Genomic DNA, 26,210 nt, shown 5'->3' on the forward strand with positions numbered 1-26,210 from the left:
AAGGATCACCGACTTCGGATAATGCACGCCCTTGAACTCGATCACGCCCCGAGCCTCTCCCCAACTGCCCGAAAACAATGGCATATCAAAGGTCGTCGAAGAAACCAGAAACTTTGCGACACTGCCCTCCAGCACGGTGATATGTTCACCTGTCCGGGCTGCCCAGGCGGCATCAAAGGCAGCAAGCGCCCGCCCCAGCCGCCAGCGGCTGGCCGAGCCTTGCGCTCGGGTCGCCGCATCCAAAATGAAGACCGGCAGGACAGGACCATCGGCGCAAGCCGCCGAAAGCGCCACATTGTCATCAAAGCGGAAGTCGCGGCAGAGCCAGAGGATTGCGGGTATGGTCATGCTGATATCGCCAGCTCATTGGCGTGACTGTATTCCACCTGCACCACATCCGTCCGCCCCGTCGCGAAAGTCGCGGCGCAGCCCTCAAGGTAATAGCGCCAGCCGCGCAGGAAGGCCGCGTCATAGCCAAAGCGGTGGAGGCGCGGCGCGGCCTCGGCCATGCGGGCGGCCCAGATCCGGCAGGTGCGGGCATAGTCTTGCCCAAAGGAGAAACTGCCGCGCAGCGCCAGCCCGGCCTTTGTTCCCTGATGCGCAAGGATCGCCGGGCTGGGCAGCATGCCGCCCGGAAAGATATGCTGACGGATGAAGTCGGATCGTTTGCGATAGACCGAGAATTCCGCGTCCGAGACGGTGATCGCCTGTAAAACCGCGCGGCCTCCGGGCGCGAGGCGGGCTTTCAGCGTGGCGAAATAGGTGGGCCAGTAGCGTTCGCCCACCGCCTCGATCATTTCGACCGAGACGATATTGTCGTATTTCCCACCCGCATGGCGATAGTCCTGCAACCGGATCTCGGCACGGCCGTCCAACCGCGCATCGGCATAGCCCTTTTGCGAAGGCGAGAGCGTCAGCCCGGTAACATGGCGGCCGGTATTGGCGGCAGCCTCGGCAAAGCCGCCCCAGCCGCAGCCGATCTCCAGGATCCGCTCTCCGGGGGCGAGACATGACAGGATGCGGTTGTTCTTCCGGGCCTGTGCGGCCTCCAGATCATCTGTGCCCTCAAACAGCGCCGAGGAGTAGCTCATCCCCGGGTCGAGCCAGAGCTGGTAGAACTCATTCCCAACATCATAATGGGCGCGGATATTACGCGACGACCCCGTCAGCGAATTGGCACGCAGCCGGTCGGTCAGGCGAAAGCGCAGACCGGCCAGCAGCCCCTGCCTGCCGTGCCCGCCGAGATGGTCAAGGTTGCGAAGCGCAAGTACCAGGAGCGCCTCCAGATCCGGGCTGTCCCAATGACCGGCGATATAGCTCTCACCAAATCCGACATCGCCGCGCTGCGCCAGCGCAGACAGCATGGCCCAATCGGTGATATGGATCGCGGCCTCGGAGCCGTGGGTTCCGAACTGGTGGTGGTGGCCTTCGGGGGTGGTCAGGGAGAGACGCCCATGGCGGATGCCCTCAAGCGAGGCGAGGAAGCGGTTTCTAAGCAGGCTCATCAGCTGATTTCCTCATTCGGGGGCACAGGCAGGCGGCGATAGGCGGCGCCCTTCAGGCGCAGGCGCAAGGCCTGCCAGTAGATCAGGGCCACAATCCTCAGCGCCCCGCCCGGACGGCGCAAAGCGGCGGCAAGCAGCGCGGGCTGGCGGAGGGTGCGGGGTATCGCTTGCAGGGTGGCGACCAGACCCTCCGCTCCGTTGATCTGCCGGATCAATATCGCAACCCTGTCGTTGTTCACTGTGAAACGGAACTCGTATCCGCCCGCAACATCCTGAAAAGGCGAGACATGGAACAGCTTTTCAGTGCTCAGCCGGTCTTCGGGCCGGATTGGCGCGAAACCGTCATGGTGACACAGATAGGAATGACGCTGTCCGAAAGTATTGTTCACCTCGGCAATCACCGCCAGCAGATCAGGGCCGCGCAACACCATCCAGAAGCTTACCGGATTGAACCAGAAGCCGAGAAAACGTGGCTGCACCATCAGCGCGAGGGTCATTGTGTCATCGCGTGTCAGCCCCGCCTGTTCCAGCGCCGCCCAAGCCCAGGCCGCCCCCTCACCCGCCTTGCGCCTGCCGCCATGATCTGGCTGGTGAAAGCTGAAAAGTCCCATACGGCCCAGCCGGAACAGGCCCTGCGGACGGACAACCTCGGGCGACAGCAGCAGATAATCCACGCGGTAGCGAAAGGCGTGGCGCAGGGCACCGCGTCTGGCATGGCTGACATCCGCCGTCAGATGCAGCACTTCTCCCCCGGTCAGACTGGATACAAGATCGCCCATCCTTCAGACCGTAGCGGGCGAGAGCTGCCGGGCAATCCGCATGGCGCTGGCAAATCCGTCCTCATGGAAGCCATTGCGCAGCCAGGCCCCTGCAAACCAAGTCTGCCGCTGGCCCTGCATCCCCCGCAAGGCGGTCTGGGCATTCAGCGCGGCATGGTCGAAAACCGGGTGGCGGAAGACCGTCTCATCATAGATCAGCGCCGGGTCGATGACCGCGCCGGGATTGAGCGAGACAAAAAGCGGGTCCCCCTCGGGCAGCGTCTGCAGCCGGTTCATCCAATAGGTGGCGCCCACCGGTTTGCCCGAAGCCGGGTCATCATCGCGGTAGACCCATGCGCTCCAGCATTTGCGGCGGGTCGGCATCACGCGCGGATCCGCATGGAGCACGGCGCGGTTGTCCTGGAATTTTACCGCACCCAAGGCGGTGGCCTCTGCCGCCGAGGGGTCGCGCAGCAAAGCCAGCGCCTGATCGGCATGGCAGGCCAGCACCAAGTGGTCGAAGGTCTCAGAGGTGCCGTCCGTCTGGACCCTTACACCCATTTCGCCCCGTGTCACCGCGCGGACTGGGGTCGCTGGCCGCAGGCTGACCCCGGCAGTCGCCAACCGCTCGGTGAGCCGATTGACATAGGTGATGCTGCCTCCCGAAACGGTCCACCATTGGTGCTGGCCACCGCGCGACATCAGCGCATGATTGGACATGAAGCGCAAAAGCGCCTCGGCCGGGAAGGCACCGATCTGGCGGGCAGGTGTTGACCAGATCGCGCCACAGATCGGATAGAGATACTGGTCGCGAAACCGCGCGCCGAGGCCCAAGTCCCGGACTAACTGGTCGATGGTCAGATCGGGACGGCCCCGCGCCGCAGCCTGGGCCTGCGCGTTGAAGCGCAGGATGTCGCGGATCATCCGGTGAAAGCCCGGCCGCAACAGGTTCGACCGCTGCGCGAAAACCGCATCCAGCGAGCGCAGCGCATATTCCAGGCGGCCATGATCCAGCGAGACCCCAAAGCTCATATCGCTGCGCTGCACCGGGACATCCAGATCGCGAAACATCGCCGTCAGATGCGGGTAATTGGCGTAATTGAAGACGATAAAGCCGGTATCGACCGCCACATCGCCCCGCCGCCCGGCCATCACGGTACGAGCATGGCCGCCCAACCTCGGGGCCGCCTCATAGAGCGTGATCTGATGGTGGCGCGACAGCAGCCAGGCCGAAGACAGGCCGGAAATGCCGCCGCCGATAATGGCGATCTTCTGCGGTGCGCCGCGGGATGCGTCAAAGGGCAAGGCGGTCTCCTTCGGTCCTGTCGGTGAGGAATACGCAACCCCAGGGACAACAGATCATCACCCGGTGTAAAAATCTCCGGTATCGGAAAATTTTGTGACGCGGTGATCTGATCCGTGCGCTGCGACGTATTCCGCTCCATGATGCAAGATGACAGCAGCAGCCAGAATGTGATAGCGCCACCCGAGAGCAGCGGCGCAATGCTTCATGGCGATGCGCGACTGGCATCTGAGGAGAACGGCTTTTTGTCCGATGAGAAGACCAGCCTGACAGAGCAGACGCTCTGGCTGCTTGCAGTGCGCGACCGCCGCGACCGCTCGGCCTTCATGCAACTCTTCGACCATTTCGGCCCAAGGCTTAAGGCCATGCTGATCCGGGGCGGCTTGCGCGATGGCAGCGCCGAGGATGTCGTCCAGGATGTCATGCTGACGGTCTGGCACAAGGCCACGCAGTTCGACCCGCACCGCGCCGAGGCCAGCGCCTGGATCTACCGCATCGCCCGCAACCGCCGCATTGACCTCGCCCGCCGCAAGCCGCCGCCCGAACCCGATCCGTTGGCCGAACCCGAAGGATCGGAGCCCGATGCGCCGCAGATCCTTGCGCTTGGGCAGGAGGCCACACTTTTGCGCCGCGCGCTGGAGGCATTGTCGCCCGATCAGGCAAAGGTGCTGGAACAGGCCTATTTCGAGGATCTGCCGCACAGCCGCATCAGCGAGATGACCGGCCTACCGCTGGGCACGATCAAGTCCCGGATCCGGCTGGGGTTGGAACGACTGCGGCGCGACCTGAAAGATCTGAGGCAGCCATGACCACGATCACGCATCACATTTCCGACGATCTGCTCGACGCCCATGTCACTGGCAATCTGCCGCATGCGTTTTCTGTCGTCGTTGCGGCGCATCTGTCGCTTTGCGATACCTGCCGGGCGCGTGCTGAAGCCGCCGAGATGCTGGGCGGCGCGCTTCTCGACCGGGTGATTCCGCGCGCCATGAGCGCAGGGGCAAAAGACCGGCTACTGGCAGCGATGGATGACACTCCGCCGCCACCAGCCGCGATTGCACGTTCGGGCATCTTTCCGGCGCCAGTAATGCAGGCGCTGAACGGTCAGCCACCGAAATGGCGGATGCTGGGAGGCGGTATCCGCCAGCAGATCCTCTCGGCGGATCGGGAAGGGTCGTTGCGCCTCCTTTACATCCCGGCGGGCCGGGCTGTGCCCGAGCACAGTCATGGCGGGCTGGAGCTGACGTTGGTCCTGCAAGGCAGCTTCTCCGACAGCGAGGGGCGTTTTGGTGCCGGCGATGTCGAAACCGCGGGCGATGAGGTCGATCACCAGCCTGTCGCCGGAATAGAAGGCCCCTGCATCTGTCTGGCCGCAACCGATGCGCCTTTGCGGTTCCGCGCGATGATCCCGCGCCTGCTGCAACCGCTGTTCCGGATCTGAGCCGATGGGGTTCAGGGGCAAAACCGTCTGGATCGTCGGGGCGAGCGAAGGGATCGGCGCGGCCCTCGCCCGCGCCTTGGCACAAGAAGGCGCGACACTAATCCTGTCGGCGCGCAACGCGACCGCGCTCGGGGCGCTGGCCACAGACTGCGGCGGGGCGCAGGTTCTGCCTCTCGACCTTGCGACGCCGGGAGCGCTTGCGGCGGCCTGTGCCGGGATCACGCCGGGCAGTCTAGATGTGATGATCTGCACTGCAGCGCTTTACGATCCGGGGCTGGTTGCCGACCTCGACCGCGAGGCGACAGCGCGTCTGGTCGCGGTGAACCTTCTTGGCAGCTTTGATGTCGCGCGCCTGACCCCGCCGCTGATCCGCAATGGCGGGCAGCTTGTGTTGTTCGGATCTGTCGCGGGCTATCTGGGATTGCCGGGAGGCCAGCCCTACAGCGCGACCAAGGCGGCGGTGAACAATCTGGCCGAGAGCCTGCGGGTCGAGTTAGCCCCCCGCGTAGATGTGCGGCTGGTCTGCCCCGGTTTCGTCAGCACAAGGCTGACGGATAAGAACGCCTTCACCATGCCTGCGATCATCACGCCCGAAGAGGCGGCACAGGCCGTGATCCGCGGGCTGCGGACACGCGCCTTCGAGTTGCATTTCCCAAAGCGCTTTACGCTCGCGATGAAGGTGCTGAGATTGCTGCCCTACGCGCTCTCGCTGCGCCTGACAGCGCGTCTTGCGGTCAGGAAACCCGACCGCTGAGCGCCGCCACCCCCGCCCAAGCGGCAAAGCTGGTAAGGAACGTGCCCCAAAGCCCGTCCACCACAACCTGCTGCCAGGACCAATCTGCCAGGGTGGCATAATTCGTCATTTCATAGGTGCCATAGCACATCGCGCCAAGGAGCGCCCCAAACCAAAGCGCCTGCATTGGCGCCCCCGCCTTCAACGCGGGCCAGGAGACGAACAGCAAAAGCCCGGCGACATAGAACAGGTAGAACACCGCCGCCGGTCCCAGCCGCAAGGGCGAGGCGAACAGATGTCCGATATGCGGCTCGAACACCGGGCGCACGATGTAGCGGATGCCCAGCATGTCGAGCCCTAGGAAGACTGTCGCCGTTACCGTGTAGAGCAAAATCACATTCAGCATGGGGAACCTTTCGTGTTGCGGCTCCATCGCGCGGCAAAGTGCAGATGCGCAGCTTCGCGCTGGTGGGGCTTTCGGTGTTTCTGCGCGTCGTGTGCTTGTCTTTGTTATTCTATACGCCTGAACCCGCGCGCCGGATCAGTCTGGGTGAACAAACTCTGGCAAGGTCATAGGATGTGCTACTTCGCTGCTGTGCTAATCGAATGTCGACTTCCGGGAATGCGGCCATGCAGCATCGGCAGGGGCCGACCGGCGGGTAAGGGCCGAAACTGCTGACGCTTCGGACCCGTCAAAGAAGGCATGCTCTGAACTCGATCGGGTTTAGTCAGTGGCTCCCAAGCCTCCATGTCCAGCGATGATCTCTGCGGTCGTGACGACAGCTTTCTGAACCGCAAGGCGGCTTTTCTCAGTCTGCCCAAGCGCGGAAAGGTCCAAACTGATCGGCTCTGGCGCGAGAGCCAGCGTTCCACGCCGGGCTGGTGCTCGCAATATCGGTTTCGGGTCGAGCGAGGAGCCTGATCCTTGCCCTCGTGCCCCAGCCTGCTGCACGGCCTGCAACTGCTGCGCCAGCTTCGCAACCGCCGCTTCTGCTTCATTCAACCTTGCATCGTATTGCCGCTTTTCGGCATCCGGATAAGGAAGATCCCCCTTCTGCCCGGCATGGATCACCTTCAGGGCCGGATCCTCATAGTATTTGACGCGCCGTGCCCGGATCGGCATCTGGGCATCGACCACCAGGATCACCTCCTCCAGATCCAGCCGCCGCGCCTCATCCTCATTGAGGAGCGGAGTTTCCTCTGTACGCTCGGTGACGCTGCGGCCCTCGAACGGGTTACGTCCCACCGAGCGAGACCGCGTGATCACCCGCTTGGTCGTCTTGCCGACCGCTTGGCTCAGTTCCTCGATGGTCTTTTGGTCGGATGGGGTCAGATAGAGTTTCACCCCTGCCCCGCCTTGCAGAGAGCGGCGGGTGTTCTCGCCGTAAATCTCATCCAACGCCGGAATGGTCTGGGTGACGATGGCGAGGTTGCCGCCATAGGAGCGCAGCGTCTTGATGCTTTCCGCCACAATCGGCATCTTTCCGAGCCGATCAAACTCATCAAGCATGATCATCACCGGCCAGGGCTCATCCTTTCCGGGTTCAGCGGCCTGCAGCGAGGCGATCAGATCCGAGAAGAACAGCCGGATCAATGGTGCCAGCGGCCCAACCATCTCAGATTCCACCACCAGATAAATCGCATGCGGCTGCCGGCGGATGTCTCGGAACGAAAAATCCGAGGTCGCTGTGGCGGCGTCAATCGCCCGGTTGTCCCAGGTATCAAGACCGGAGGTCATCAGGAGTGAGAGGTAAGAGGTCAACGTGTCGTTGTTGGTCGAAGCCATGCGCTCGAAGATCAGCTTGGCCGATGGGTTCTTCACCTCCTCTGCCCGCTTCAGGAACTCCAACTGCTTGTTTCCACCCGACGCCGTGATGCGGTAGATCTCACCGATGGTCGGGTTGCCACGCTCGAAGGCCAGCAGCCCTGCCGCTACGAAAAGATCGATCCCGCCGGCGAGCAGGCCGCTGAGCTTTTCGTTGTCGGTCTGCAGGAAGAGCTTGGCGGTCAGTTTCAGTTCCATCTGCTGGCGGTCGGGGTTCTTCAGGGCCGCGATTCGGGCCAGCGGGTTGTAGCGATGCGTCGGCCGTTCCCAATCGGTGGGTGCGAAACGGAACACCTTGTCTCCGGTCGACGACCTGAACCGCGAGGTCTCACGGAAGTTCTCGCCCTTGACGTCGAGCACGCTTTGCGGAACAGCACACGGCCAAACTTGCGCAGGAACAGTATCGTGGCGACTTCGCAGGCCTCGTAGGCGTCTTTCCAGTCCCAGAGGCCGGAAGCGTCTGAGGCGCCGAAAGCGGTTTCCATGGCACCGCGCAGCATCGTGCTGTCGATGCGCTGGCCGCGTTCGAGATGCGGGAGAAGCGCCTGCGCTGCAGCCAGAATGCAGGGCGCGGACAAAACAGGAGAGGGCGCGACCGGCGCTTGCGCCGTGGTCGCGGGGGACAGGTCGTTCATCTGGGAGATCCTCGGGAGAGCGGAACGCGGGACTGCCCCGGACAGCGCTCTCTCTCAACCGCCCGGAACCTGCCCGTTCCGGCCCCCTCTCGACCTCTCACGTTGATCGAGACAGGCCCGTAGCCTCGGCGCGATCGCCGCGGTACATCAATCAGCGCGCCCCACCTCAGGCGGGCCATGCGTCAGGGATCTATGCCCGACGGGGGGAAGACGGCGACGGTGGCTTCCGTCCGTCAGGACCTGAACCCGGTCCCGGCTAAGCCCGGAGACGCCAAAATCCGCTCAATGCTTCATTTGGACCATCTTATAGCACCGGGCGCCTCACCGCGGCAGTAGTGATCCGCAATATGGCATTTCTTAGCGAACGCGCGACGAAAGAGTCGGCCCATAGCCGCCGCTCGAGCTCGACATATGCTGCATTGCCGCATTCCTAGAAGCTGCCGTTCGTCTTGCGCCGCAACAGACAAGCGACCAAGAGGTAGCGATACGGACGCTCAGACCAAATCACTGTATGAATTGCCGGTTGAAAACCTAACCCATGCCCGCTAACGGCTAGGAGCCTGAACAAACCGCTGATGTAATGGCTTTTTGCCAGGGCCGGAAATCTCTCCCTCATTGTGTCGGAGAGAAAATGTACAGGCAAAGATGACAGATCAAACCGGTCGGCTCGGAAACGCGCCTCCCCGCAACGCGCGCGCCTGGCTCAGCACCCTGGCGCGGTATCGCGACCCGATGTCGGCGCGCAGCCTTTTCGAACTGGCGGCGACGCTGGTGCCGTTCGTCGCTCTCTGGGTGCTGGCCTGGGCGGCGCTTTCCGTAAGCGCATGGCTGGCGCTGTCCGTGGCGCTTCTGAACGGGGCATTCCTTGTCAGGATCTTCGTCATCCAGCACGACTGCGGACATGGGTCGTTTCTGACCAACAGAAAGGCGCAGGACTGGATCGGTCGTACCCTCGGTGTTCTGACCCTGACGCCCTATGCCGTCTGGAAGCGCACCCATTCGATCCATCACGCACATCATGGAGACCTCGATCAGCGCGGTATCGGGGATGTGCTGACACTGACCATCGATGAGTACCGGGCACGCTCGGCCGTCGGTCGCCTGATGTATCGGCTGTATCGCCACCCGGTCGTGATGTTCCTGCTGGGGCCGAGCTATCTGTTCATCCTGCAAAACCGGCTGCCCATGGGCCTTATGAACGCCGGCTGGCGCTACTGGACCTCGGCCATGGGCACCAATGCGATGATCGGCATAGCCCTAGGGTTGATGATCTGGTTCGGCGGGCTGATGCCGGTGCTGCTGATCTTCCTTCCCACCTCTGTCGTGGCGGCGACGATCGGGGTCTGGCTGTTCTACGTCCAGCACCAGTTCGAAGAGACCCATTGGTCTCGCGGGGAGCAGTGGCAGCTGCATCATGCGGCGCTCGAGGGCAGTTCACATTATGTGCTGCCGCAGCCGCTGCAATGGCTGTCCGGGAACATCGGCATCCACCATGTGCATCACCTCTATTCCCGGATTCCGTTCTATCGGTTGCCCGAAGTCCTCCGCGATCACCGCGAACTGGCAGAGGCGCAACGCCTTACCATTGGCGAAAGCCTTGCGACGGTGCGGCTGCATCTTTGGGATGAGACAGAGGGCAGACTGGTGTCCTTTGCCGAGGTTCGCGCAAGATCCGGCCTGTAGTCTTGACCAGCGACAAGGCCGACACTCTGTCTCGGCCGAAGACAACCGGGGCTGGTCCTGCAGAAAGAAACCCGGTCGCCGCGCACGCAGGCCCTAACTCAAGCGGCCTGACGGCGAGAAAGGGCAATCAGATCCTCGGGGACGAAGCCAGCGCTGCGAGCGGCGGCGATGAAGGCACGGCGCGCGGTTCCGACCGAGCCCAGGCAGTCCATGGCAGCATCAAGATGATGCAGCGCACGTTCGCGAGCGTCATCTGACACCGGCCATTTTCTGGACAGTCAGTATCTTGCCTGCTCGATGGTACTGAATTTCTGCACGTCGCCTTCCGGCGACATGACAAAGGACAGGGGTTCCCCCCAGTGGATTTCTATCAAGTCAACTCTTTCAGGGAGAAGAGAACCGGCACATTCACCATGTGCATCCGGTTCAGGAGTACGGACGGGTTCGGACAGTGCCGATCCCACCCGCAGTAAAGCTGCCTGGGCTCAGGCGAGCGTAAGATTCGTAGCCGATTCGCGGCCATTGCGGTCGCGCTCGATGTCGAACGAGACAGCCTGACCGTCTTCGAGGCCACGCAGCCCTGCGCGTTCCAGCGCGGTGACATGGACGAAGACGTCCTTGGCTCCACCTTCGGGGGCAATAAAGCCGAAGCCCTTGGTAGCGTTGAACCATTTCACGTTGCCATTGGCCATCGTGACATTCCTTTTCAAGATGCTGCTCACACGACGTAGGGTCAGGACCTATTAATCGACTTGAGGCTGCTGGGCGTGGGTGCTTCAAGCTCCCGAACTGATGGGGGCGATCATGAACAACCTTTTCTGGCTGACCGATGAGCAGATGGAGCGACTTCGACCGTTCTTTCCGAAGAGCCATGGGAAGCCACGAGTTGATGATCTGCGGGTCTTGAGTGGGATAATTTTCATCAACCGCAATGGGTTGAGATGGTGTGACGCTCCTCGGGAGTATGGCCCGCCCAAGACCATCTACAATCGCTGGAAGCGGTGGGGTGACATGGGCGTCTTCGCTCGGATGATGGAGGGGCTGGCCTCCGAAGGCGGCGAAGAGAAAGTCGTCATGATCGACGCGACCTACCTGAAAGCGCATCGCACGGCCTCAAGCCTGCGGGCGAAAAAGGGGGGCCCGATGACCAGCGCGGGCGTCTGATTGGGCGCACGAAGGGTGGCTTCAATACCAAGCTGCATGCCGTCACCGACGCCAAGGGACGACCCCTGAAGTTCTTCATGACGGCAGGGCAGGTCAACGACTACACCGGAGCTGCAGCCTTGCTGGGCAGTTTACCGAAAGCGGAATGGCTGTTGGCAGACCGGGGCTACGATGCAGACTGGTTCCGAGATGCTTTGATAGACAAGGGGATACGTCCATGCATCCCTGGTCGGAAGTCCCGCAGCAAAGCTGTCCGCTACGACAAGCGCCGGTATCGCCGCCGCAACCGCATCGAGATCATGTTCGGTCGCCTGAAGGACTGGCGCAGGATCGCAACCCGCTATGACAGATGCGCAAAGACCTTCCTGTCCGCCGTCGCCCTCGCCGCCACAGTCATGTTCTGGCTTTGAAAATCAATGAGTCTGGACCCTAGCAGCCCGGCAAAGCTGAAGATCGAATGCTGAGCCGAAAGGAGCAGGTCCGAAAAAAACATATGATCATCCCATATAGGGTAAGGAGCTTGAAATTACGAGGGGTATCTGGGCGCCCCAATAAATAACTCAGACCTGTTGCGAAAGCCGGGCGTTTTTGTGGATCACTTCAGTCGCCCGGTTCTTCCTTCACCCGTTTTTCCGGGTCTGTATCAGCGTTTGCATGCTCTTCCTCCGCCGGCTTCGACGCCGGTTTTCTTCCCCAGACGGGTTTCCGATAGGATCGCGGCGCTGATTTCTGGCTCAGAAATTCGGCCAGGTTGAACGGCGTTTTAGGCGTCGAATATCCCATATCACTTTCTCCTTATTTGCAAAGCAAAGCGGCGGAGCTGGCTCCGCCGCTTTACCTTCCCGGCTACTATTTCTTGATGGGTGCGGACGAGCTGTAAATTAGCATCGCCTTGTCCCACCAATTCACACGGGAATCTTAACCGCCATTGCGAGGCGGTTTTCTATTCCTGGATCAGCTTGTGCAGCCGGACATATGGCAGCATCGCCCCGCCACCAGAGGAATCGACCTCGATGGATTTTTCTTCACGCGCTGAACATGTTCTTGAGTCTGTATTTTCATTGGTGTTGCCAGCGGAACTCGCGAGTACTGGCGCGCAGTGTCTGTTCGATTTTCGCATCAAATCCCCCATTATTTTAAGTGTTTACTTGTTGCTGACGATGCCGAAGCCATCGATGGCGGCCTCTCAGGGACGGGGCTTTCGCTTCTGTGGAGGGTCCGCAGATAGCTCTTCCTCCTTTGCCAGACGGGCAGCGCGAAGTGACTGAGTCAATTCATGGCGTTTTCGGGATTCCGCTTCGACGATGTCTCGCGCAGCGACTGTGGTTCGGTCCATGAGGTTCTCTCTGGGAGACGCGCGAAGAACTTCTTGCTTCCTTTTTTTGGCAGTCAAATCAACCTCCGCTCCATGCCGTTTTTGCAGAACTGAACTGCAAAACCACACCGGCAAAAGCCGATGTGAGATAAGAGAATTCCACGGAGATTTCTCACGAATGAGATAAATCGCGCAGTCACCCGGCCGTTCACCCGGGCAAGCTGTGCTTTTATCAAAGTAAGCAGTCGTTTCAGAAAATCAAGGCATTACAATAAATTAATTATCAAACCCAACCCGAAGCCACTCTAACCGCATGATATAATGACAACTTATGAGAGCCTTTCGCTTCAGCCGCTGTAACGCTCATCCAAAAGGGTTGCTATTAAGGTCCTCTTCCATCATTCTCATGTCACAGGTTGATCTGGCGTCGAGAAAGCTCCGCCCGACGTCGTTGCCTTGCTATCCAAAAATTACTGGCACTCCCTGAGTGAGTGAATGTGATCGCTGGTTCGAAACCTTCTCAGCCCCTTCGCATCGCGCGTGGGCTGAATAATCACGCCCCGCTTTGCGGTCCGTAAATCAAAGGATAACTATATGGCCAAGGGAAATAAACGCGGAAATCGTGAGGCGAAGAAGCCCAAACAGGTCAAGGCTGCCCCAGTAGCGGCGCCTCTGTTCGAAAAAGGCGCACTGGCACCCGCTGCAGCGCCGAAGAAGAAAAAGGGTTGAGCGGCCGCCTCGGAGCGGCGGTCGAACGTATTTCTGCCGGGATGACGACCCGTGATGTCGTGCCGGGTCACCCCTGGGCGGATACGGCACCTGTTCGCGCAGAACTTTTCAGCGCCGAGCGGCTTGAGCAGCACGCGATCTCGCTGGCTTCTGCGCAGCCGGTGGCTGAACGGACAAAAAGGGTCCGGACATTGCGCCGCCGGCTGGACGACAATGCAAAGGTGTTGCTTACGGCGTGGCGCGCCAGCGCCAGTGAAGTTGCAGCCGGGCGCGAAGTGGTGCCCGCCGCGACCTGGCTTCTGGACAATTACCACCTCGTCGAGGCGCAGATCCGGGAAGTTCGCACCGATCTTCCCGAAGGGTATTATCGTCTTCTGCCAAAACTGGCGGATGGTCCATTCGCAGGATACCCACGCGTCTACGGCGTGACCTGGGCATTCGTGGCCCATACCGACAGCCATTTCGATCCGGACATCCTGCGCCGTTACCTCGTCGCATATCAAACGGTGCAGCCGCTGACGATCGGCGAGCTCTGGGCCGTTGCCATCACCATGCGCATCGTTCTGATCGAGAACCTGCGCCGGCTGGCGGATCAGATGACGATGGGGCGCGCTGACCGGCTCGATGCCAACAGCCTTGCTGATCGCATCTGTGCCCCGGGTCAGGCACACACCGCCTTGTTGCCCGAAGTGGCACGCCTCGCCGGACGCCCGCTGTCCGAGGTGTTCGCCGCCCAACTGGCCAAACGCATGCGCGACCGCGATCCGCGCACCAATCCCGCGCTCGGCTGGCTTGAGGAGACTCTGGCGACGCAGGGAACGAATATCGACACTGTCGTCCGCCACGCACAGGAACGACAGGGCGCCTCGAACGTCACTCTGCGCAATGTCATCACCGCGATGCGCAGAATTTCCGCGACCGACTGGTCTGATCTCTTTGAAAGCGTCAGCCTGGTCGAGGCTGATTTGCGCGACTATCCCGGCTATGCGGCAATGGATTTTCCCAGTCGCAATCTTTACCGCAGTGGGGTCGAGGATCTTGCGCGCGGTGTTGCACTGAGCGAGGGAGAAGTCGTCGCTTTGGCATGCCGACGGGCATCGGCAGCGCCCGCAGGGACCATGCGGGCGGATCCTGGTTGGTCGTTGATCGCGGCAGGAAGACCGGCCTTTGAACAGGAGATCGGCTTTCGCCCCCCTATCCATCTGAGGTTTCGCAGATGGGGGATCGCAGCGGGCCTGCGTGGCTATCTCGGCGCTATCGCGGTTCTGACGCTAGTCTTGCTATCGCTGTGCGTCATGTGGATCACGGGTGGAGTTGTCGGGGCTCTCTGGCTTCTGGCCATGGTGCTGCCGGCCAGCGGCGTTGCGGTGATGCTGGTGGACCGCATCTTGGGCGGCGGTATCGGTGCAACCTTATTGCCGGGCCTCGATCTGAGGGCAGGCGTGCCGTCCGAGTTTCGTACGGTTGTCGCGGTCCCGGTCTTGGTGTCTGGCGATGATGATCTGCGCGCACAAATAGAGGCGTTAGAGGTCCATCACCTCTCCGGGGCGGGCGGTGATCTGACCTTCGTCCTGCTGACGGACAACGTCGACGCCCCGCATGAGGTCATGCCGGGCGATGCGGCGCTGCTGGAACAGGCGACAGAGGGCGTCGCGGCTCTGAACCGCCGCCATCCACCTGGTCCGGCGGGTCCGCGGTTCCTGCACCTGCACCGCCCCAGGCAGTTCAATGCGTCCGAGGGCGTCTGGATGGGGTGGGAGCGCAAGCGCGGCAAGCTGCACGAATTGAACCTCTTGTTACGGGGGGCAACGGATACGGGGTTCCGAGAAGCCGATGGGCGCGTGCCCGTTGTTCCTGCCGATGTGCGCTACGTCATCACCCTGGATGCCGACACGCGGATGCCGCGCGACACGGCGGCGCGTCTGATCGGCAAGATCGCCCATCCGCTGAACCGTCCGATCTTTGATTCCGCATTGGGCCGGGTGACCAGCGGCTACGGTATCCTGCAACCTCGTGTCACCCCATCGCTGGAGCCAGGCATGCCCGCCACGCTCTATCAAAGGGCGACCGCAGGGCCGGGCGGGATGGATCCCTATGCCTCGGCGGCCTCGGACCTGTGGCAGGATCTGTTCGGCGAGGGGTCTTTTACCGGCAAGGGTATCTATGACGTCGACGCCTTCGAGGCGGCGATGCGGGGGCGAGTTCCCGACAACACCCTGCTGAGCCATGATCTGCTGGAGGGCATTTTCTCCCGCGCGGGTCTGGCCTCGGATGTCGAACTGATCGAGGCCTTTCCCGGCCGCGTTGACGTCGCCGCCCGCCGCCAACATCGCTGGACGCGGGGCGACTGGCAGCTTTTGCGCTGGCTTTTTGCTCCCGGCGTGCCGGTGCTGGGACGGGTCAAGATGGCCGATACGCTGCGCCGCTCGCTGATCGCTCCGTCCATGCTCGCGGCGCTGACGCTCGGGTGGTTGCTGCCGGGAGAGGCTGAGCTGAGCGCCACGCTGCTGCTGTTGGCCGCGCTGGCGTTGCCTGAGGTCTGGCCAACGATCCTTGGGCTGATCCCGCGCCGGGCAGGCTTGCACACCTCCAGCCATCTGCGCCAGTCGGCGGGGGATCTGGGTATTGCGGGCTTGCGGGTCGGGCTGGCTGTGACTTTTCTCGCCGATTCCGCATGGCGCATGATAGATGCCATTCTGCGCAGTCTGTGGCGGACCGGTGTCTCTCGCCGCCATCTTCTGGAGTGGACAACTGCAGCCCAGGCATCTGGCCGGGCGCGGCCCGGGCTTTGGAGCCTTTCACTTTTCATGGCCGGCGGGATGGGGTTGGGAACATTTCTTGTGGCCGGCGCCGTGACACTGGCGCCTGCTGCGGCCCCGCTGGCGCTGCCGTTTGCGGCGTTGTGGGTTTGTGCGCCGTTCATCGCATTCCGGATCAGCCGTCCATCTGCCGGCCCGCAACAGAACACCCTGTCCCCCGATGCCGCGCGTGACCTGCGCATGATCGCCCGCGCGACCTGGCGCTATTTCGAGACATTCGTGACGGCGGATCACAGCCATCTGCCACCCGACAACCATCAGGAAGTTCCGGTGCCGCTGACTGCGGCCCGCACCTCGCCCACGAATATGGGCCTCTATCTGCTGTCCTGCGTGGCCGCCCGCGATTTCGGCTGGATCGGAACCGTCGAGGCGACAGAAAGGTTGGAGGCGACCCTTGCCACGATGCAAAAACTGCCGAAGCATAAAGGGCATTTCTACAACTGGTATGGGACGGCAGATGGGCAGGTGCTCAACCCGGCCTATGTCTCTTCGGTCGACAGCGGAAATCTGGCGGGGCATCTGATCGCTCTGGCAAACGCCTGCGAAAGCTGGGCAAGCGATGAAGGCTGGCCGGACAACAAGACCCAACGCGCGGGCCTTGTCGATACACTCCAACTTGCCCGGCAGTCACAAAATGGCGGCGGAGTGCCCATCAGCGGCCTCCTGGACGGGTTGGAGGCTGCAATACTCATGCCCGGCGAAAGCGTCGCCTGGCCCGCCATCCTTCGTCTGGCCGTAAAGGCCAAGGCGGCATTGGCGAACGAACCATTTGCCAATGATCTTCGCGAATGGTTGCAGGCCCTGTGCGATCAATGCGCACGCAATGCTCATCCCTATGATCCCGCCGCGCTGCCGCCGCGCCTGCACGCATTGGCGGCGCAGGCGCGGGCCATGGCTCTGGCGATGGATTTCGCCTTTCTCTTCGATCCAGACCGCAAGCTTCTGTCGATCGGCTGGTCCCGCAACGACAATGCCCTCGACGAGAGCTGCTATGACCTTCTGGCCTCCGAGGCGCGGCTGGCCAGTCTGTTCGCCATCGCAAAGGGCGATGTGCCGGTGCGCCACTGGTTCCGGCTGGGCCGATCCGCCACGCCCGCGCGCGGCGGGTCGGTGCTGGTATCCTGGTCCGGCTCGATGTTCGAATATCTGATGCCGGCATTGGTGATGGAGGAGCCATCGGGCAGCCTGCTCGATCAGACCAACCGGCAGGTTGTGGCCGGGCAGCGCGCCTATGGCCGTCGGCATGGAGTCCCCTGGGGCATATCGGAATCCGGCTTCAACGCCCGCGATCTGGATATGAATTACCAGTACTCCACCTTCGGGATCCCGGGAATGGGGCTGAAACGCGGCCTTGCCACCGATCTGGTGGTGGCGCCCTATGCGACCGGGCTTGCGGCGATGTTCGCCCCGGCCGAGGCCCACCGCAACTATGCCGCGCTGGCGGCGGCTGGGGGCCGTGGTCGCTACGGGTTTCATGAGGCGCTGGATTTCACGGCCTCGCGGCTGCCCGAAGGCGAAACCGTTGCCGTGGTTCGCAGCTATATGGCGCATCATCAGGGCATGACCATCGTCGCCATCGCAAATGTCCTGCAGTCTGGTCGCATGCGGGCGCATTTCCATGCCGAGCCGATGATCCGCGCGACCGAGCTTATCTTGCAGGAACGCATCCCGCGCGACATCCCCGCCGTGACGCCGCGCCTTGAAGCCGTGGCGGTGCCCGACAGCCCGAGCGCGCTGGACATGCAGCGGATGGCGCTGATCGAAGGCACCCCACAGGGGCCGCCGGTCGCCCATATCCTGTCGAACGGCAGTTATGCGGTGATGCTGACAGCAACCGGCGGCGGCTATAGCCGTTGGGGCGACATCGCCCTTACGCGATGGCAGGCGGATGCCACGCGTGACACCGGCGGCACGCGGATCTGGCTACGCGATCTACAGGGCGGCCAGCTGCATTCCGTCGAGGGCGCGGCAGACGACGACCAGCGCGAGGTGCAGTTCTTTGAGGACCGCGTCGGCTTCTCACGCAGGCAGGGCACTCTGTCTTCAGTGATGGATGTGCTCGTTTCGGGCGAGGATGATGCCGAAGTGCGCCGGGTTGCGATCACTTCCACGTCCCGCCGTCCGCGAGAGGTAGAGCTGACATCCTATGCCGAGTTGGCCCTGACCACACCGGCTGCGGATGCAGCGCATCCCGCCTTTGCCCGGATGTTCGTGCAGACCGAATACCTGCCGGAGTTCGGCGCGGTCATCGCGACCCGCAGGCCGCGTTCCCCTGATGAAACCCCGGTCTGGGCGGCCCATTTTCTGGTGGTGGAGGGTGAGCTTTCCGCGGCGATGGAATTCGAGACCGACCGCGCTGCTTTTGTCGGGCGCGACAATGACCTGTCCTCGGCGCAGGCTCTGATCGCGGGGAGCCGTTTGGAGGGAGGGGTCGGCACTGTGCTGGACCCGGTCTTTGCGCTGCGTCAGCGGGTCAGGATCCCGGCAGGCGGCACCGTGAAACTCGCGTTCTGGACAGTGGTCGCGCCGACCCGCGATGCGCTCACCGACCTGATCGACCGACACCATGACCGCAATGCCTTTGATAGGGCAAGAACACTCGCCTGGACCCAGGCACAGGTTCAGCTTCGCCATCTCGCGATCACACCGGTGCAGGCAGCCGGCTTCCAGCGCCTCACCGCGCCGATCCTCTGTTCGGACATGCGTTTCCGGGCGCGTGCCGATCTTGTCGCCACGGGCGCAGGCAAGCAATCTGCACTTTGGCCGATGGGCGTCTCGGGCGATCTGCCCATCGTGCTGCTGCGCATCGACGATGCCGCCGACATCGCGCGGGTGCATGAGATGCTGCTGGCGCAGGAATATTGGCGTGGCAAAGGCCTGGCGGTGGATCTGGTAATCCTCAACGAGCATCCCGCCTCCTATATTCAGGGCCTGCAAACGGGGATCGAGGCGGCGCTGAGGGGCTCGCGGGCGCCGGATGGCGGTGGAGGTGGGCAAACACATGCCCTGCGCGCCGATCTGATCTCGCCCGAGGCGCGGTCGCTGCTGATCTCGGTGGCGCGGGTGCATCTGGTGGCGCGGCGCGGCACCCTGGCCGAACAGATCGCTGCAATCCTGGCAGATGATACTGGCGAAGAGGCGCCCCCGGCGACACGGGCGCGGCAAATCTCTGCCACGGCCAGCCCACCAGCGGTCGAAGAACTGGAGTTCTTCAACGGCATCGGCGGCTTTGCGCGGCAGGGCCGAGAATATGTTACGATCCTCGACGGCAGCATCCCGACACCGGCGCCCTGGATCAATGTCATCGCCAATGACAGCCTTGGCTTTCACGTCTCGGCCACAGGCAGCACCAGCACCTGGGCCGGGAACAGCCGAGAGAACCGCCTGACACCTTGGTCGAATGATGCAGTGGCCGATCCGACGGGAGAGGCGTTCTACATCCGCGACGATGCAACGGGCGAGGTATTCTCGCCCACCTTTGCTCCTTTGCGCCAGGCGGGGCGTCACATCGCGCGTCATGGCTTTGGCTACAGCCGGTTTCAGCACCAGGCGGGGGGGATCTGCCTTGACCTGCTGCAATTCGTGCCGCTCGCGGATCCAGTAAAAATTTCGCGCCTGACCCTGCGCAACCTGTCCGCCCAGCCCCGGCGGCTGACTGTGATCAGCTATGCCGAGCCGGTGATGGGCCCGTCACGCGCGGGGTCGGCGCCGTTCCTGACCACCGAACGCGACGGTGAGACCGGCGCGCTCTTTGCCCGTAATCCGTGGAACGCGGCCTTTCCTGACCGGGTGATGTTCGTCGACCTGGCCGGCGCTCAAAGCGGGTTCACCGCCGACCGCACCGGGTTTCTGGGCCGGGGCGGCGCACGCACCATTCCACTGGCGGTCAGCCTCGGACAACCGCTGGCGGGTCGTGCCGGATCAGGCCTCGATCCCTGCATGGCTCTGGAACGCAAGGTAGAGCTGGCGCCGGGTGCTCAGATCGTCATTGACCACTTCCTTGGCCAGACGGTCTCCGTCGAAGACGCAAGAACCCTGATCTGCCGCCTGGGCAGGACTGATCTTGATGCCGCGCTGGCCGAGGTCGAAGCGCATTGGGAGGCAGTGCTCGCAACCGTGCAGATCGAAACGCCGGATCGTGCGATGGATGTCATGGTCAATGGCTGGCTGCAGTACCAGACTCTGGCCTGCCGCGTTCAGGCGCGCGCCGGCTTCTATCAAGCCAGTGGGGCCTATGGGTTCCGTGACCAGTTGCAGGATGGCATGGCGCTGACCCTGTCGCAGCCCGACCGAGTCCGCAGCCATTTGTTGCGCGCCGCCGGGCGGCAATTCCCCGAGGGCGATGTGCAGCACTGGTGGTTGCCGCATTCGGGCCAGGGCGTGCGCACGCGAATATCGGATGATTGCGTATGGCTGGCCTACGCCGCCGCGGAATATGTTGCGGTGACAGGCGACAGCCTGGTGCTTGACGAGCGGGTTCCGTTCATTGACGGAGCTTTACTGGCATCGGGCCAGCATGACGCCTTCTTCCAGCCCGAGCTATCGGGAACCGATGCGACGCTCTGGCAGCATTGCGCGCTTGGCCTCGAACGCACCATCGCGCTGACAGGTGCGCTCGGCCTGCCGCTGATCGGCACCGGCGACTGGAATGACGGCATGAACCGGGTTGGTGAGGCGGGGCGCGGCGAGAGCGTCTGGCTCGGCTGGCTGCTGCTCGATACGATTAGCCGCTTCATTCCCATGGCCGAGGTTCGCGATCCAGCGCGCGCCGTGCGCTGGCAGGCGCGTGCTACCGACCTTCGCGCGGCGCTGGAGCGTGAAGCTTGGGACGGGGAATGGTATCGCCGCGCCACCTTCGACGATGGGACCTGGCTTGGCTCGGCCGCGGGAACCGCGTGCCGGATCGACTCGATCGCGCAAAGCTGGGCGATCTTGTCAGGTCAGGCTGATCCGGCCCGCGCCGCGGCAGCCATGGCCTCGGTCGAACGGCATCTGATCCGCCCCGATCCGGGAATTGCGCTGCTGTTCACCCCGCCCTTTGACAATGCGGCCGTCGGCTTCGGCCCCGATCCCGGATATATTGCGGGCTATCCCCCCGGTCTGCGCGAAAATGGTGGGCAATACAGCCATGCCGCGATGTGGGCAATACTGGCACGGGCGAAGCTTGGCGACGGTGACGGCGCGGTGCGCCTGTTCGCGATGCTGAATCCAATCAACCATGCGCTGACCGCGGAAGACGCCGGAAGATACAAGGTCGAGCCTTATGTCGTGGCGGCGGATGTCTATTCAGTCGGCCCGCATGAAGGACGGGGCGGCTGGACATGGTACACCGGGGCTGCGGCCTGGATGTATCGCGCTGCGGTCGAGGGAATTCTCGGCATTCGGCGCGAGGGCGACCATGTGCGGATCGCACCGTGCCTGCCGGCGCATTGGCCTGGCTTCTCCGCAACGGTGCAGGTGGCCGGCACCGCCATCGATATCCGGGTTACGCAGGGCCACACTGCTTCCGAAGGTTTCATCCATTCGAAGGACAACGACACACGCGTGCTTTTGGACGGCGCGCAGCACTTGGTTCGGTTGCATATCCCACCTCAGTCCGTGTGACCGCCCACAACCCGGTTCGGGCCGCCAAACAGCACCACGTTACGATGGGACCTGGTCCAAGCTCCCCGCAGTCACGGTGACACTGACCGCCATTTCGATAAGTGCATCACTGTTGCCGATGAAGCTGCCCGAAACCGGGACGATCTGGCGCACATCGCGTGCCACGGCCACCGGGATCAGATTCCTCGCACCAACACTCCGGTTGGTCGGATCGAAGGTGATCCAGCCCGCGCCGGGTACATAGATTTCGGCCCAGGCATGGGTCGAACCCGGCCCCGTGGATCCGACAAGGCTTTCACGGGGATCGAACAGATATCCGGACACGATACGTGCGCCAAACTTGAGTATCCTTGCCGCTTCCGCCAGCATGACCGCGAAATCCCTGCACGACCCCCAGCCACGGTGCAGGGTTTCAAGCGGCGATTGCGTGCCTTCGGTCTCCCGGCTCTGATAGGAAATGCGGTCGGATATACCGTCGCTGATATCCATCAGCAGGGATAGGGTGTCGGTGCGCCAGCCGTAGACAAACCCCTCGACCCAGCGTGAGAAATGACCTTCAGGATCGGGATATTGTGGCATGGCCAGCGCACCGAGGTCAGTCCAGTCGTCACCGGAGTAAAGGAACGGCCAGCGCATCGCGGCGGGCGCAATGGCGAATCCTGGCGAGGGCGAAGCCGTCAATTCGATCCTCGCGCGGCTCTCGATCCGCAAGCAGGCGGTTGGCTGCAAAAACGTGGCCGTGGTGATCACGTTTCCCGAGACGTCATTCGCCCATGACAGTTCCGCAGCCGGAGACAGGGAAACGTCGTGGGAAAGGAGGTGCAAGTCCCGGGACTCGCGCGGCCGAAGCATCATGCGATGCGGTCCGAGGAAGACGTCGCTTCGATATCGGTAGGTGGTTGTATGAACCGTTTCGAGAAAGACCACGTGTATCCTGCTTTCGCCCGCCGCTATGCCCACAGATGATGTTTTTCAGGACTTTCGCGAAAAGCCCGGGGAAACGGGGACGGCATTCTTCCACGAATGAGACCCTTTGCAGCGTTTGCATATGCGCTCGCCGAATCCTTCGCTCCAGAACATCGTCTGGCATCGCAGGCAGGATCGTTCCCTTGGTGCATCCGCAAGGGCGCGTTGCAGATCGTTATCGTCAGGCAGGGAATCTCTCACGCTTTTTTCGGCTCGCTTCCGATCAATCGCGCCAGATCCCCGAGGGCGCGCTGGATCAGTTTCTGTTTACGGGCGTCCCGTGCTTCCGCAGTCTCTGCGTAGCGACGGATCAGGTATTGGGCTTTCACTGCTGCCTCGATCCACGTCATCGATGGCTCGGCGAGAAGTTGCGCTTCAAGCTCCTCCTGGCGTTTGCGCAGGGCCTCCTGATCGGCTTCGAACTCCCTGAGAGCATGACGGCGAAAATCCGTCGCCATCTGTCCTTCGGTGCTGCGCCGGGCATCAAGGCTGACCGGATCATCACTCATTCTGCGCCCCGGGCTGAGGTGCGGCCTGATCTCGCCCGATCGCGGCATCAAGGTCTTTCTCAGTGATCGGTCGCATCTCCGCCCGACCAGCCTGTCCTGTGACAATCATATGGGTCGAGGTCCTGCGGTAGGCCTCAAAGCTCAACCCCTGCAGAAGCTCTTCCTCGACGAGGACATCATAATTTCCGGCGGGCAGCAGATCGGCGTAGCCTGACAAGGTGAAAGGATGCGCGAAAGTCACCTGCTTCCTGGATGAGCGGATGTTCATCTGTAGCCTCCGATCAGGTCTGAAAAACTTGTCCGCGTGTGACGCCTTCGCTTCGGCGCGGCGACACGGCAGCGTTCTGACCATACGATCATCGTCCGCCGCCGGGGCTGATCGGTGTTAGCGTCCGCTCTGAATTATGCCTGACTCAAAAATGGATGCGACCGTCGCACTTCCGGCTCCCCGGAATGCGCTGGCATGCTAAATATCGGCCCATGCAAACCTGGATCAGTCAGCCGCTCCAGGACACCGTTATACGGAAAGGCGCTGACGGGGAGCCAGTCAGCAGGTCGTAACAAGTTCCAGCGAGGCTGCGGAGCCCGCAACCGACGATATCCGGCGTGCGGATTGTGCAGCCTCGCTTGTCAGGGCGACAAGGGCGGCAAGGCCTGCGTCCTCAATGGTCGTTACAGGCGGGTCAACGCAGCAACGGCCCTGCATGATCCATATAGCCGGTGTCGAAACCCGCCAATGCCTGAAGGCCCTCGAAATTGTTGAAGGTCACCTTGCCTTGCCGGAACGTGACCAGCCCGTCCTCGCGCAACTGCCGCAGCACCCGGTTGACGTGAATGGCGCTCAGACCAAGGGCATCGGCCAGATGATACTGGGTCAGGGGACAGGAGAATCCCGTCCTGTCGCCGATCCCCACATGGTTCAGCCGTGCCCCGAGTTCCATGAGCAGATGCGCCATCCGCTCCACCGCTGAGCGCCGCCCGAGATTGACCAGATGCTCGACCATCATCGCTTCGTCTCGGGATGATGCCCAGAGAACGGCGGTGGCAAGCCGGGGCGCTTCCGCAAAGGCGCCGAGGATATCCGGGGCGAAGACCTCGGAGGCTTCGATATCCGTCAGCGCCTCGAGGCTGAGGTCTGACGTCCGGAACAGGATGCTGCGCAAACCCAGAAAATCACCGGGAATCTGGAAGTTGATGACCTGCCGTCCGCCATCGGGCAGCATCTTGTAGGAACAGGCCCAGCCTTCGGCCAGAATGTAGGCCGAAGCGTTCGACTGGCCCTCGTGCATCATCTCATGCCCCGCGAGGAAGGTTCTGCGCCGCCGGTGAAAGCGCGCAAGTGTCTCCAGATCGACATCCGACAAGGCCACGAAGGTCGACAGTTTCCGGGTCAGCGGACTGCTCTCAATAGGATTCAACAGCTTCTCCCGGTTGGTGCGGAACTCACGACAGGCAGTCGGGCAGGCTGCTCTGGATCAGTCCGGCCGACAGAACTTCCTGTCAGGGTGATGCAGCTCATCAGGATTCTGCCCCTGTCCTGATCCTCTTCTATACCAAAAGGACGCCTCGCGATGCCCGGCCAGACAGATCATGCAGGAATGGCAGCACTTTCCATCTGCGAGGCCCTCCTGCTCGCCATCAATGACCACAAACTTCTGCCCGAACGCGAGATTGCAGGTGTGCTCCGCGATGCAGCCGCGGCACATGAGAATGCGGCGGGCGATGCAACAGAGATGCAGATGCATCAAAGCGTAGCCAGCCTGATCAACGGGATCATGGCCGGGATAAGCCCGTCCGGCCGACCTTAGCACTGCGCTCTCTCAGGCCAGAGCGATCCCGAAACGGCGGCCATCAGCAGAGGGCAGCACATCGGGATCGGTCACGCCCTTTTTCGCAGGACTATTGCCCTGCTTCCACATTGCCAATTTTCAGGAGCGACCGACATGTCTGCGAAAAACGTTCTCTTCGGCACTGAAGCCCGCAGTCGCATGGTGAAAGGGATCGATATCCTCGCCGATACGGTCAGGATCACCCTCGGCCCGAAGGGGCGCAATGTCATCCTGGGCCGGGACTTTGGTGCTCCGCGTATCACCAAGGACGGCGTGACCGTTGCGCAAGAGATCGAGCTTGCGGACAGGTTCGGGAACATGGGCGCCCGGCTGGTTCGTGAAGTTGCGACCCGCACCAACGACGAGGCCGGAGATGGCACGACGACCGCCACCGTCCTTGCGCAGGCCATCGTCAGGGAAGGCATGAAGGCGGTGGCAGCCGGCATGAATCCGATGGATCTGAAACGCGGCATCGACAAGGCTGTAAAGGCTGCCGTCACGGGCATCAGGGACATGTCGCGGCCAGTTCGCGACAGTGATGAAATCGCGCGGGTCGGAATGATCTCGGCGAATGGCGATGCCGCCATCGGCCGACAGATCGCGGATGCGATGGAGCGGGTCGGCAAGGAAGGTGTCATCACCGTCGAGGACGCAAAAGGCATCGAGACAACGACAGAAGTCGTCGAAGGCATGCAGTTCGATCGCGGCTATCTCAGCCCCTACTTCATCACCAACGCGCAAAAGATGACCGTGGAACTCGAGGACTGCGTCATCCTGCTGCTCGACAGCAGGTTATCGGCGCTCAAGCCGATGCTGTCGTTGCTTGAGGAGGTGCTGGAGGCCGACAAAGCGCTGCTGATCGTTGCGGAAGGTATCGAAGGCGAGGCGCTTGCGATGCTGGTCGTCAACAAGCTCCGCGCTGATCTGAAGGTTGCGGCGGTCAAGACCCCCGGCTTCGGCGATGGCCGCAAAGCCATGCTGGAAGATCTCGCCATTCTGACGGGCGGCGAGGTGATCTCGGCCGATCTGGGAACGCGGCTTGAAGATGTGACGATGGCGCGGCTGGGCACGGCGAAGAAAATCCTCGTCGGCAAGGACGCCACGACCTTGATCGGCGGTCAGGGCGACAAGGCCGCAATCGCGTCTCGCATCGGCCAGATCCGCGGGCAGATCGAGGATGAAGCGTCGGATTACGAGAAGGGAAAGATGCAGGAGCGGCTGGCACGCCTTTCGGGCGGCGTCGCCACAGGCAACGTCGCCGCTTCCGGGACTGTCCTGAAGTCTGTGTATCTGGGCCGGTCCATGCGGTTTCAGATACTCAAGCGGCGAAGCGCTCGCCGAACATTATGGCGAACTGGTTGCGGGCGGCAAACCATTCCCGGACGTTGCGAC

The 26,210-nt window shown here is 62.4% G+C and carries 20 protein-coding genes and 2 pseudogenes; 9 read left to right on the plus strand and 13 right to left on the minus strand.

Annotated elements, in window-relative coordinates:
• The 4 genes from H0485_RS19390 to H0485_RS19405 all read right to left on the minus strand — a co-directional run.
• A partial coding sequence (locus tag H0485_RS19390; RefSeq protein WP_226937563.1) for a deoxyribodipyrimidine photo-lyase occupies positions 1-348 on the minus strand: 348 nt, incomplete at its 3' end.
• On the minus strand, positions 345-1,505 hold the full coding sequence (locus tag H0485_RS19395) for an SAM-dependent methyltransferase (protein WP_226937564.1): 1,161 nt from the start codon (positions 1,503-1,505) through the stop codon (positions 345-347). The genes H0485_RS19395 and H0485_RS19390, both read right to left, overlap by 4 nt.
• Positions 1,505-2,284 carry a DUF1365 domain-containing protein gene (locus H0485_RS19400; protein WP_226937565.1) on the minus strand — a complete coding sequence of 260 codons (780 nt, stop codon included), beginning with the start codon at positions 2,282-2,284 and terminating at the stop codon, positions 1,505-1,507. The genes H0485_RS19395 and H0485_RS19400 overlap by 1 nt, the downstream gene beginning before the upstream one ends.
• 3 nt (positions 2,285-2,287) lie before the next feature.
• The gene (locus H0485_RS19405) at positions 2,288-3,568 is read right to left on the minus strand and encodes an NAD(P)/FAD-dependent oxidoreductase (RefSeq protein ID WP_226937566.1); all 1,281 of its coding nucleotides are present in this window, start codon (positions 3,566-3,568) and stop codon (positions 2,288-2,290) included.
• A gap of 198 nt (positions 3,569-3,766) precedes the next feature.
• On the opposite strand from H0485_RS19405, the gene H0485_RS19410 reads away from it, so the two are divergent.
• Genes H0485_RS19410 through H0485_RS19420 form a run of 3 tightly spaced genes read left to right on the plus strand, consistent with a single transcriptional unit; the run spans position 3,767 to position 5,761 of the window.
• Positions 3,767-4,375, plus strand: coding sequence for a sigma-70 family RNA polymerase sigma factor (locus H0485_RS19410; RefSeq protein ID WP_226937567.1), 609 nt, complete (start codon positions 3,767-3,769; stop codon positions 4,373-4,375).
• Entirely contained in the window at positions 4,372-5,007 is a 636-nt protein-coding gene (locus H0485_RS19415; protein WP_226937568.1) for a ChrR family anti-sigma-E factor, read from the plus strand. Before H0485_RS19410 ends, H0485_RS19415 begins: the two co-directional genes overlap by 4 nt.
• Positions 5,008-5,011: 4 nt before the next feature.
• Complete coding sequence (locus H0485_RS19420; protein ID WP_226937569.1) at positions 5,012-5,761, plus strand: SDR family NAD(P)-dependent oxidoreductase; 750 nt, start codon at positions 5,012-5,014, stop codon at positions 5,759-5,761.
• On the opposite strand, the gene H0485_RS19425 is transcribed toward H0485_RS19420, so the two are convergent.
• Both H0485_RS19425 and H0485_RS19430 read right to left on the minus strand, forming a co-directional pair.
• A complete protein-coding gene (locus H0485_RS19425) occupies positions 5,742-6,143 on the minus strand; it encodes a DUF2177 family protein (protein ID WP_226937580.1) in 402 nt (133 codons plus the stop codon). The genes H0485_RS19420 and H0485_RS19425 overlap by 20 nt on opposite strands.
• 630 nt (positions 6,144-6,773) lie before the next feature.
• A pseudogene (locus H0485_RS19430) lies at positions 6,774-7,925 on the minus strand (type IV secretory system conjugative DNA transfer family protein); the annotation flags it as partial.
• 920 nt (positions 7,926-8,845) lie between these two features.
• On the opposite strand from H0485_RS19430, the gene H0485_RS19440 reads away from it, so the two are divergent.
• On the plus strand, positions 8,846-9,883 hold the full coding sequence (locus H0485_RS19440; RefSeq protein ID WP_226937570.1) for a fatty acid desaturase: 1,038 nt from the start codon (positions 8,846-8,848) through the stop codon (positions 9,881-9,883).
• A 98-nt stretch (positions 9,884-9,981) separates the two neighbouring features.
• Here H0485_RS19440 and H0485_RS19445 read toward each other — a convergent pair.
• Positions 9,982-10,257 (minus strand): annotated as a pseudogene (locus H0485_RS19445) (DUF982 domain-containing protein).
• 111 nt (positions 10,258-10,368) lie between these two features.
• Positions 10,369-10,575, minus strand: a complete 207-nt coding sequence (locus H0485_RS19450; protein ID WP_165019864.1) for a cold-shock protein — start codon at positions 10,573-10,575, stop codon at positions 10,369-10,371.
• A 112-nt stretch (positions 10,576-10,687) separates the two neighbouring features.
• Between H0485_RS19450 and H0485_RS19455 the strand changes: the two genes are divergently transcribed.
• Positions 10,688-11,457 (plus strand): IS5 family transposase gene (locus H0485_RS19455; protein WP_226937571.1). Its coding sequence is split into 2 segments (ribosomal slippage): positions 10,688-11,024 and positions 11,024-11,457, totalling 771 coding nucleotides; the frame shifts between segments, so codons are not numbered across the junction.
• A 190-nt stretch (positions 11,458-11,647) separates the two neighbouring features.
• On the opposite strand, the gene H0485_RS19460 is transcribed toward H0485_RS19455, so the two are convergent.
• Positions 11,648-11,830 (minus strand): hypothetical protein, encoded by a 183-nt coding sequence (locus tag H0485_RS19460; protein WP_226937572.1) that lies wholly within the window; start codon positions 11,828-11,830, stop codon positions 11,648-11,650.
• A 1,126-nt stretch (positions 11,831-12,956) separates the two neighbouring features.
• On the opposite strand from H0485_RS19460, the gene H0485_RS21705 reads away from it, so the two are divergent.
• Together H0485_RS21705 and H0485_RS19465 are read left to right on the plus strand one after the other, a co-directional pair.
• Positions 12,957-13,091, plus strand: a complete 135-nt coding sequence (locus tag H0485_RS21705) for a hypothetical protein (protein WP_101754912.1) — start codon at positions 12,957-12,959, stop codon at positions 13,089-13,091.
• Entirely contained in the window at positions 13,088-21,514 is an 8,427-nt protein-coding gene (locus tag H0485_RS19465; protein WP_226937573.1) for a glycoside hydrolase family 94 protein, read from the plus strand. The genes H0485_RS21705 and H0485_RS19465 overlap by 4 nt, the downstream gene beginning before the upstream one ends.
• Before the next feature lie 39 nt (positions 21,515-21,553).
• On the opposite strand, the gene H0485_RS21935 is transcribed toward H0485_RS19465, so the two are convergent.
• The 4 genes from H0485_RS21935 to H0485_RS19485 all read right to left on the minus strand — a co-directional run bounded on the left by H0485_RS21935 (position 21,554) and on the right by H0485_RS19485 (position 24,407).
• Positions 21,554-22,441, minus strand: coding sequence for a transglutaminase family protein (locus H0485_RS21935; RefSeq protein WP_226937574.1), 888 nt, complete (start codon positions 22,439-22,441; stop codon positions 21,554-21,556).
• 236 nt (positions 22,442-22,677) lie between these two features.
• On the minus strand, positions 22,678-22,989 hold the full coding sequence (locus H0485_RS19475) for a hypothetical protein (protein WP_226937575.1): 312 nt from the start codon (positions 22,987-22,989) through the stop codon (positions 22,678-22,680).
• Positions 22,982-23,257: a hypothetical protein gene (locus tag H0485_RS19480; protein WP_226937576.1), complete on the minus strand. Its 276-nt coding sequence runs from the start codon at positions 23,255-23,257 to the stop codon at positions 22,982-22,984. Before H0485_RS19480 ends, H0485_RS19475 begins: the two co-directional genes overlap by 8 nt.
• Before the next feature lie 415 nt (positions 23,258-23,672).
• Complete coding sequence (locus H0485_RS19485; protein WP_226937577.1) at positions 23,673-24,407, minus strand: Crp/Fnr family transcriptional regulator; 735 nt, start codon at positions 24,405-24,407, stop codon at positions 23,673-23,675.
• Between the two features lie 153 nt (positions 24,408-24,560).
• Between H0485_RS19485 and H0485_RS19490 the strand changes: the two genes are divergently transcribed.
• Positions 24,561-24,797, plus strand: a complete 237-nt coding sequence (locus H0485_RS19490) for a hypothetical protein (protein WP_226937578.1) — start codon at positions 24,561-24,563, stop codon at positions 24,795-24,797.
• A 135-nt stretch (positions 24,798-24,932) separates the two neighbouring features.
• Positions 24,933-26,210, plus strand: a 1,278-nt coding sequence (groEL, locus tag H0485_RS19495) for a chaperonin GroEL (protein WP_226937579.1), incomplete at its 3' end; no start/stop codon positions are given.

Source organism: Pseudogemmobacter faecipullorum (genome assembly GCF_020539525.1).
Lineage (GTDB): Bacteria > Pseudomonadota > Alphaproteobacteria > Rhodobacterales > Rhodobacteraceae > Pseudogemmobacter > Pseudogemmobacter faecipullorum.

Excerpts from the sequence above, each read along its gene's own strand:
- H0485_RS19395 (WP_226937564.1), bottom strand. The coding sequence starts at position 1,505 with ATGAGCCTGCTTAGAAACCGCTTCCTCGCCTCGCTTGAGGGCATCCGC.
- H0485_RS19400 (WP_226937565.1), bottom strand. The coding sequence starts at position 2,284 with ATGGGCGATCTTGTATCCAGTCTGACCGGGGGAGAAGTGCTGCATCTG.
- H0485_RS19410 (WP_226937567.1), top strand. The coding sequence starts at position 3,767 with ATGCTTCATGGCGATGCGCGACTGGCATCTGAGGAGAACGGCTTTTTG.
- H0485_RS19415 (WP_226937568.1), top strand. The coding sequence starts at position 4,372 with ATGACCACGATCACGCATCACATTTCCGACGATCTGCTCGACGCCCAT.
- H0485_RS19420 (WP_226937569.1), top strand. The coding sequence starts at position 5,012 with ATGGGGTTCAGGGGCAAAACCGTCTGGATCGTCGGGGCGAGCGAAGGG.
- H0485_RS19440 (WP_226937570.1), top strand. The coding sequence starts at position 8,846 with ATGACAGATCAAACCGGTCGGCTCGGAAACGCGCCTCCCCGCAACGCG.
- H0485_RS19450 (WP_165019864.1), bottom strand. The coding sequence starts at position 10,575 with ATGGCCAATGGCAACGTGAAATGGTTCAACGCTACCAAGGGCTTCGGC.
- H0485_RS19460 (WP_226937572.1), bottom strand. The coding sequence starts at position 11,830 with ATGGGATATTCGACGCCTAAAACGCCGTTCAACCTGGCCGAATTTCTG.
- H0485_RS21705 (WP_101754912.1), top strand. The coding sequence starts at position 12,957 with ATGGCCAAGGGAAATAAACGCGGAAATCGTGAGGCGAAGAAGCCCAAA.
- H0485_RS19475 (WP_226937575.1), bottom strand. The coding sequence starts at position 22,989 with ATGAGTGATGATCCGGTCAGCCTTGATGCCCGGCGCAGCACCGAAGGA.
- H0485_RS19480 (WP_226937576.1), bottom strand. The coding sequence starts at position 23,257 with ATGAACATCCGCTCATCCAGGAAGCAGGTGACTTTCGCGCATCCTTTC.
- H0485_RS19490 (WP_226937578.1), top strand. The coding sequence starts at position 24,561 with ATGCCCGGCCAGACAGATCATGCAGGAATGGCAGCACTTTCCATCTGC.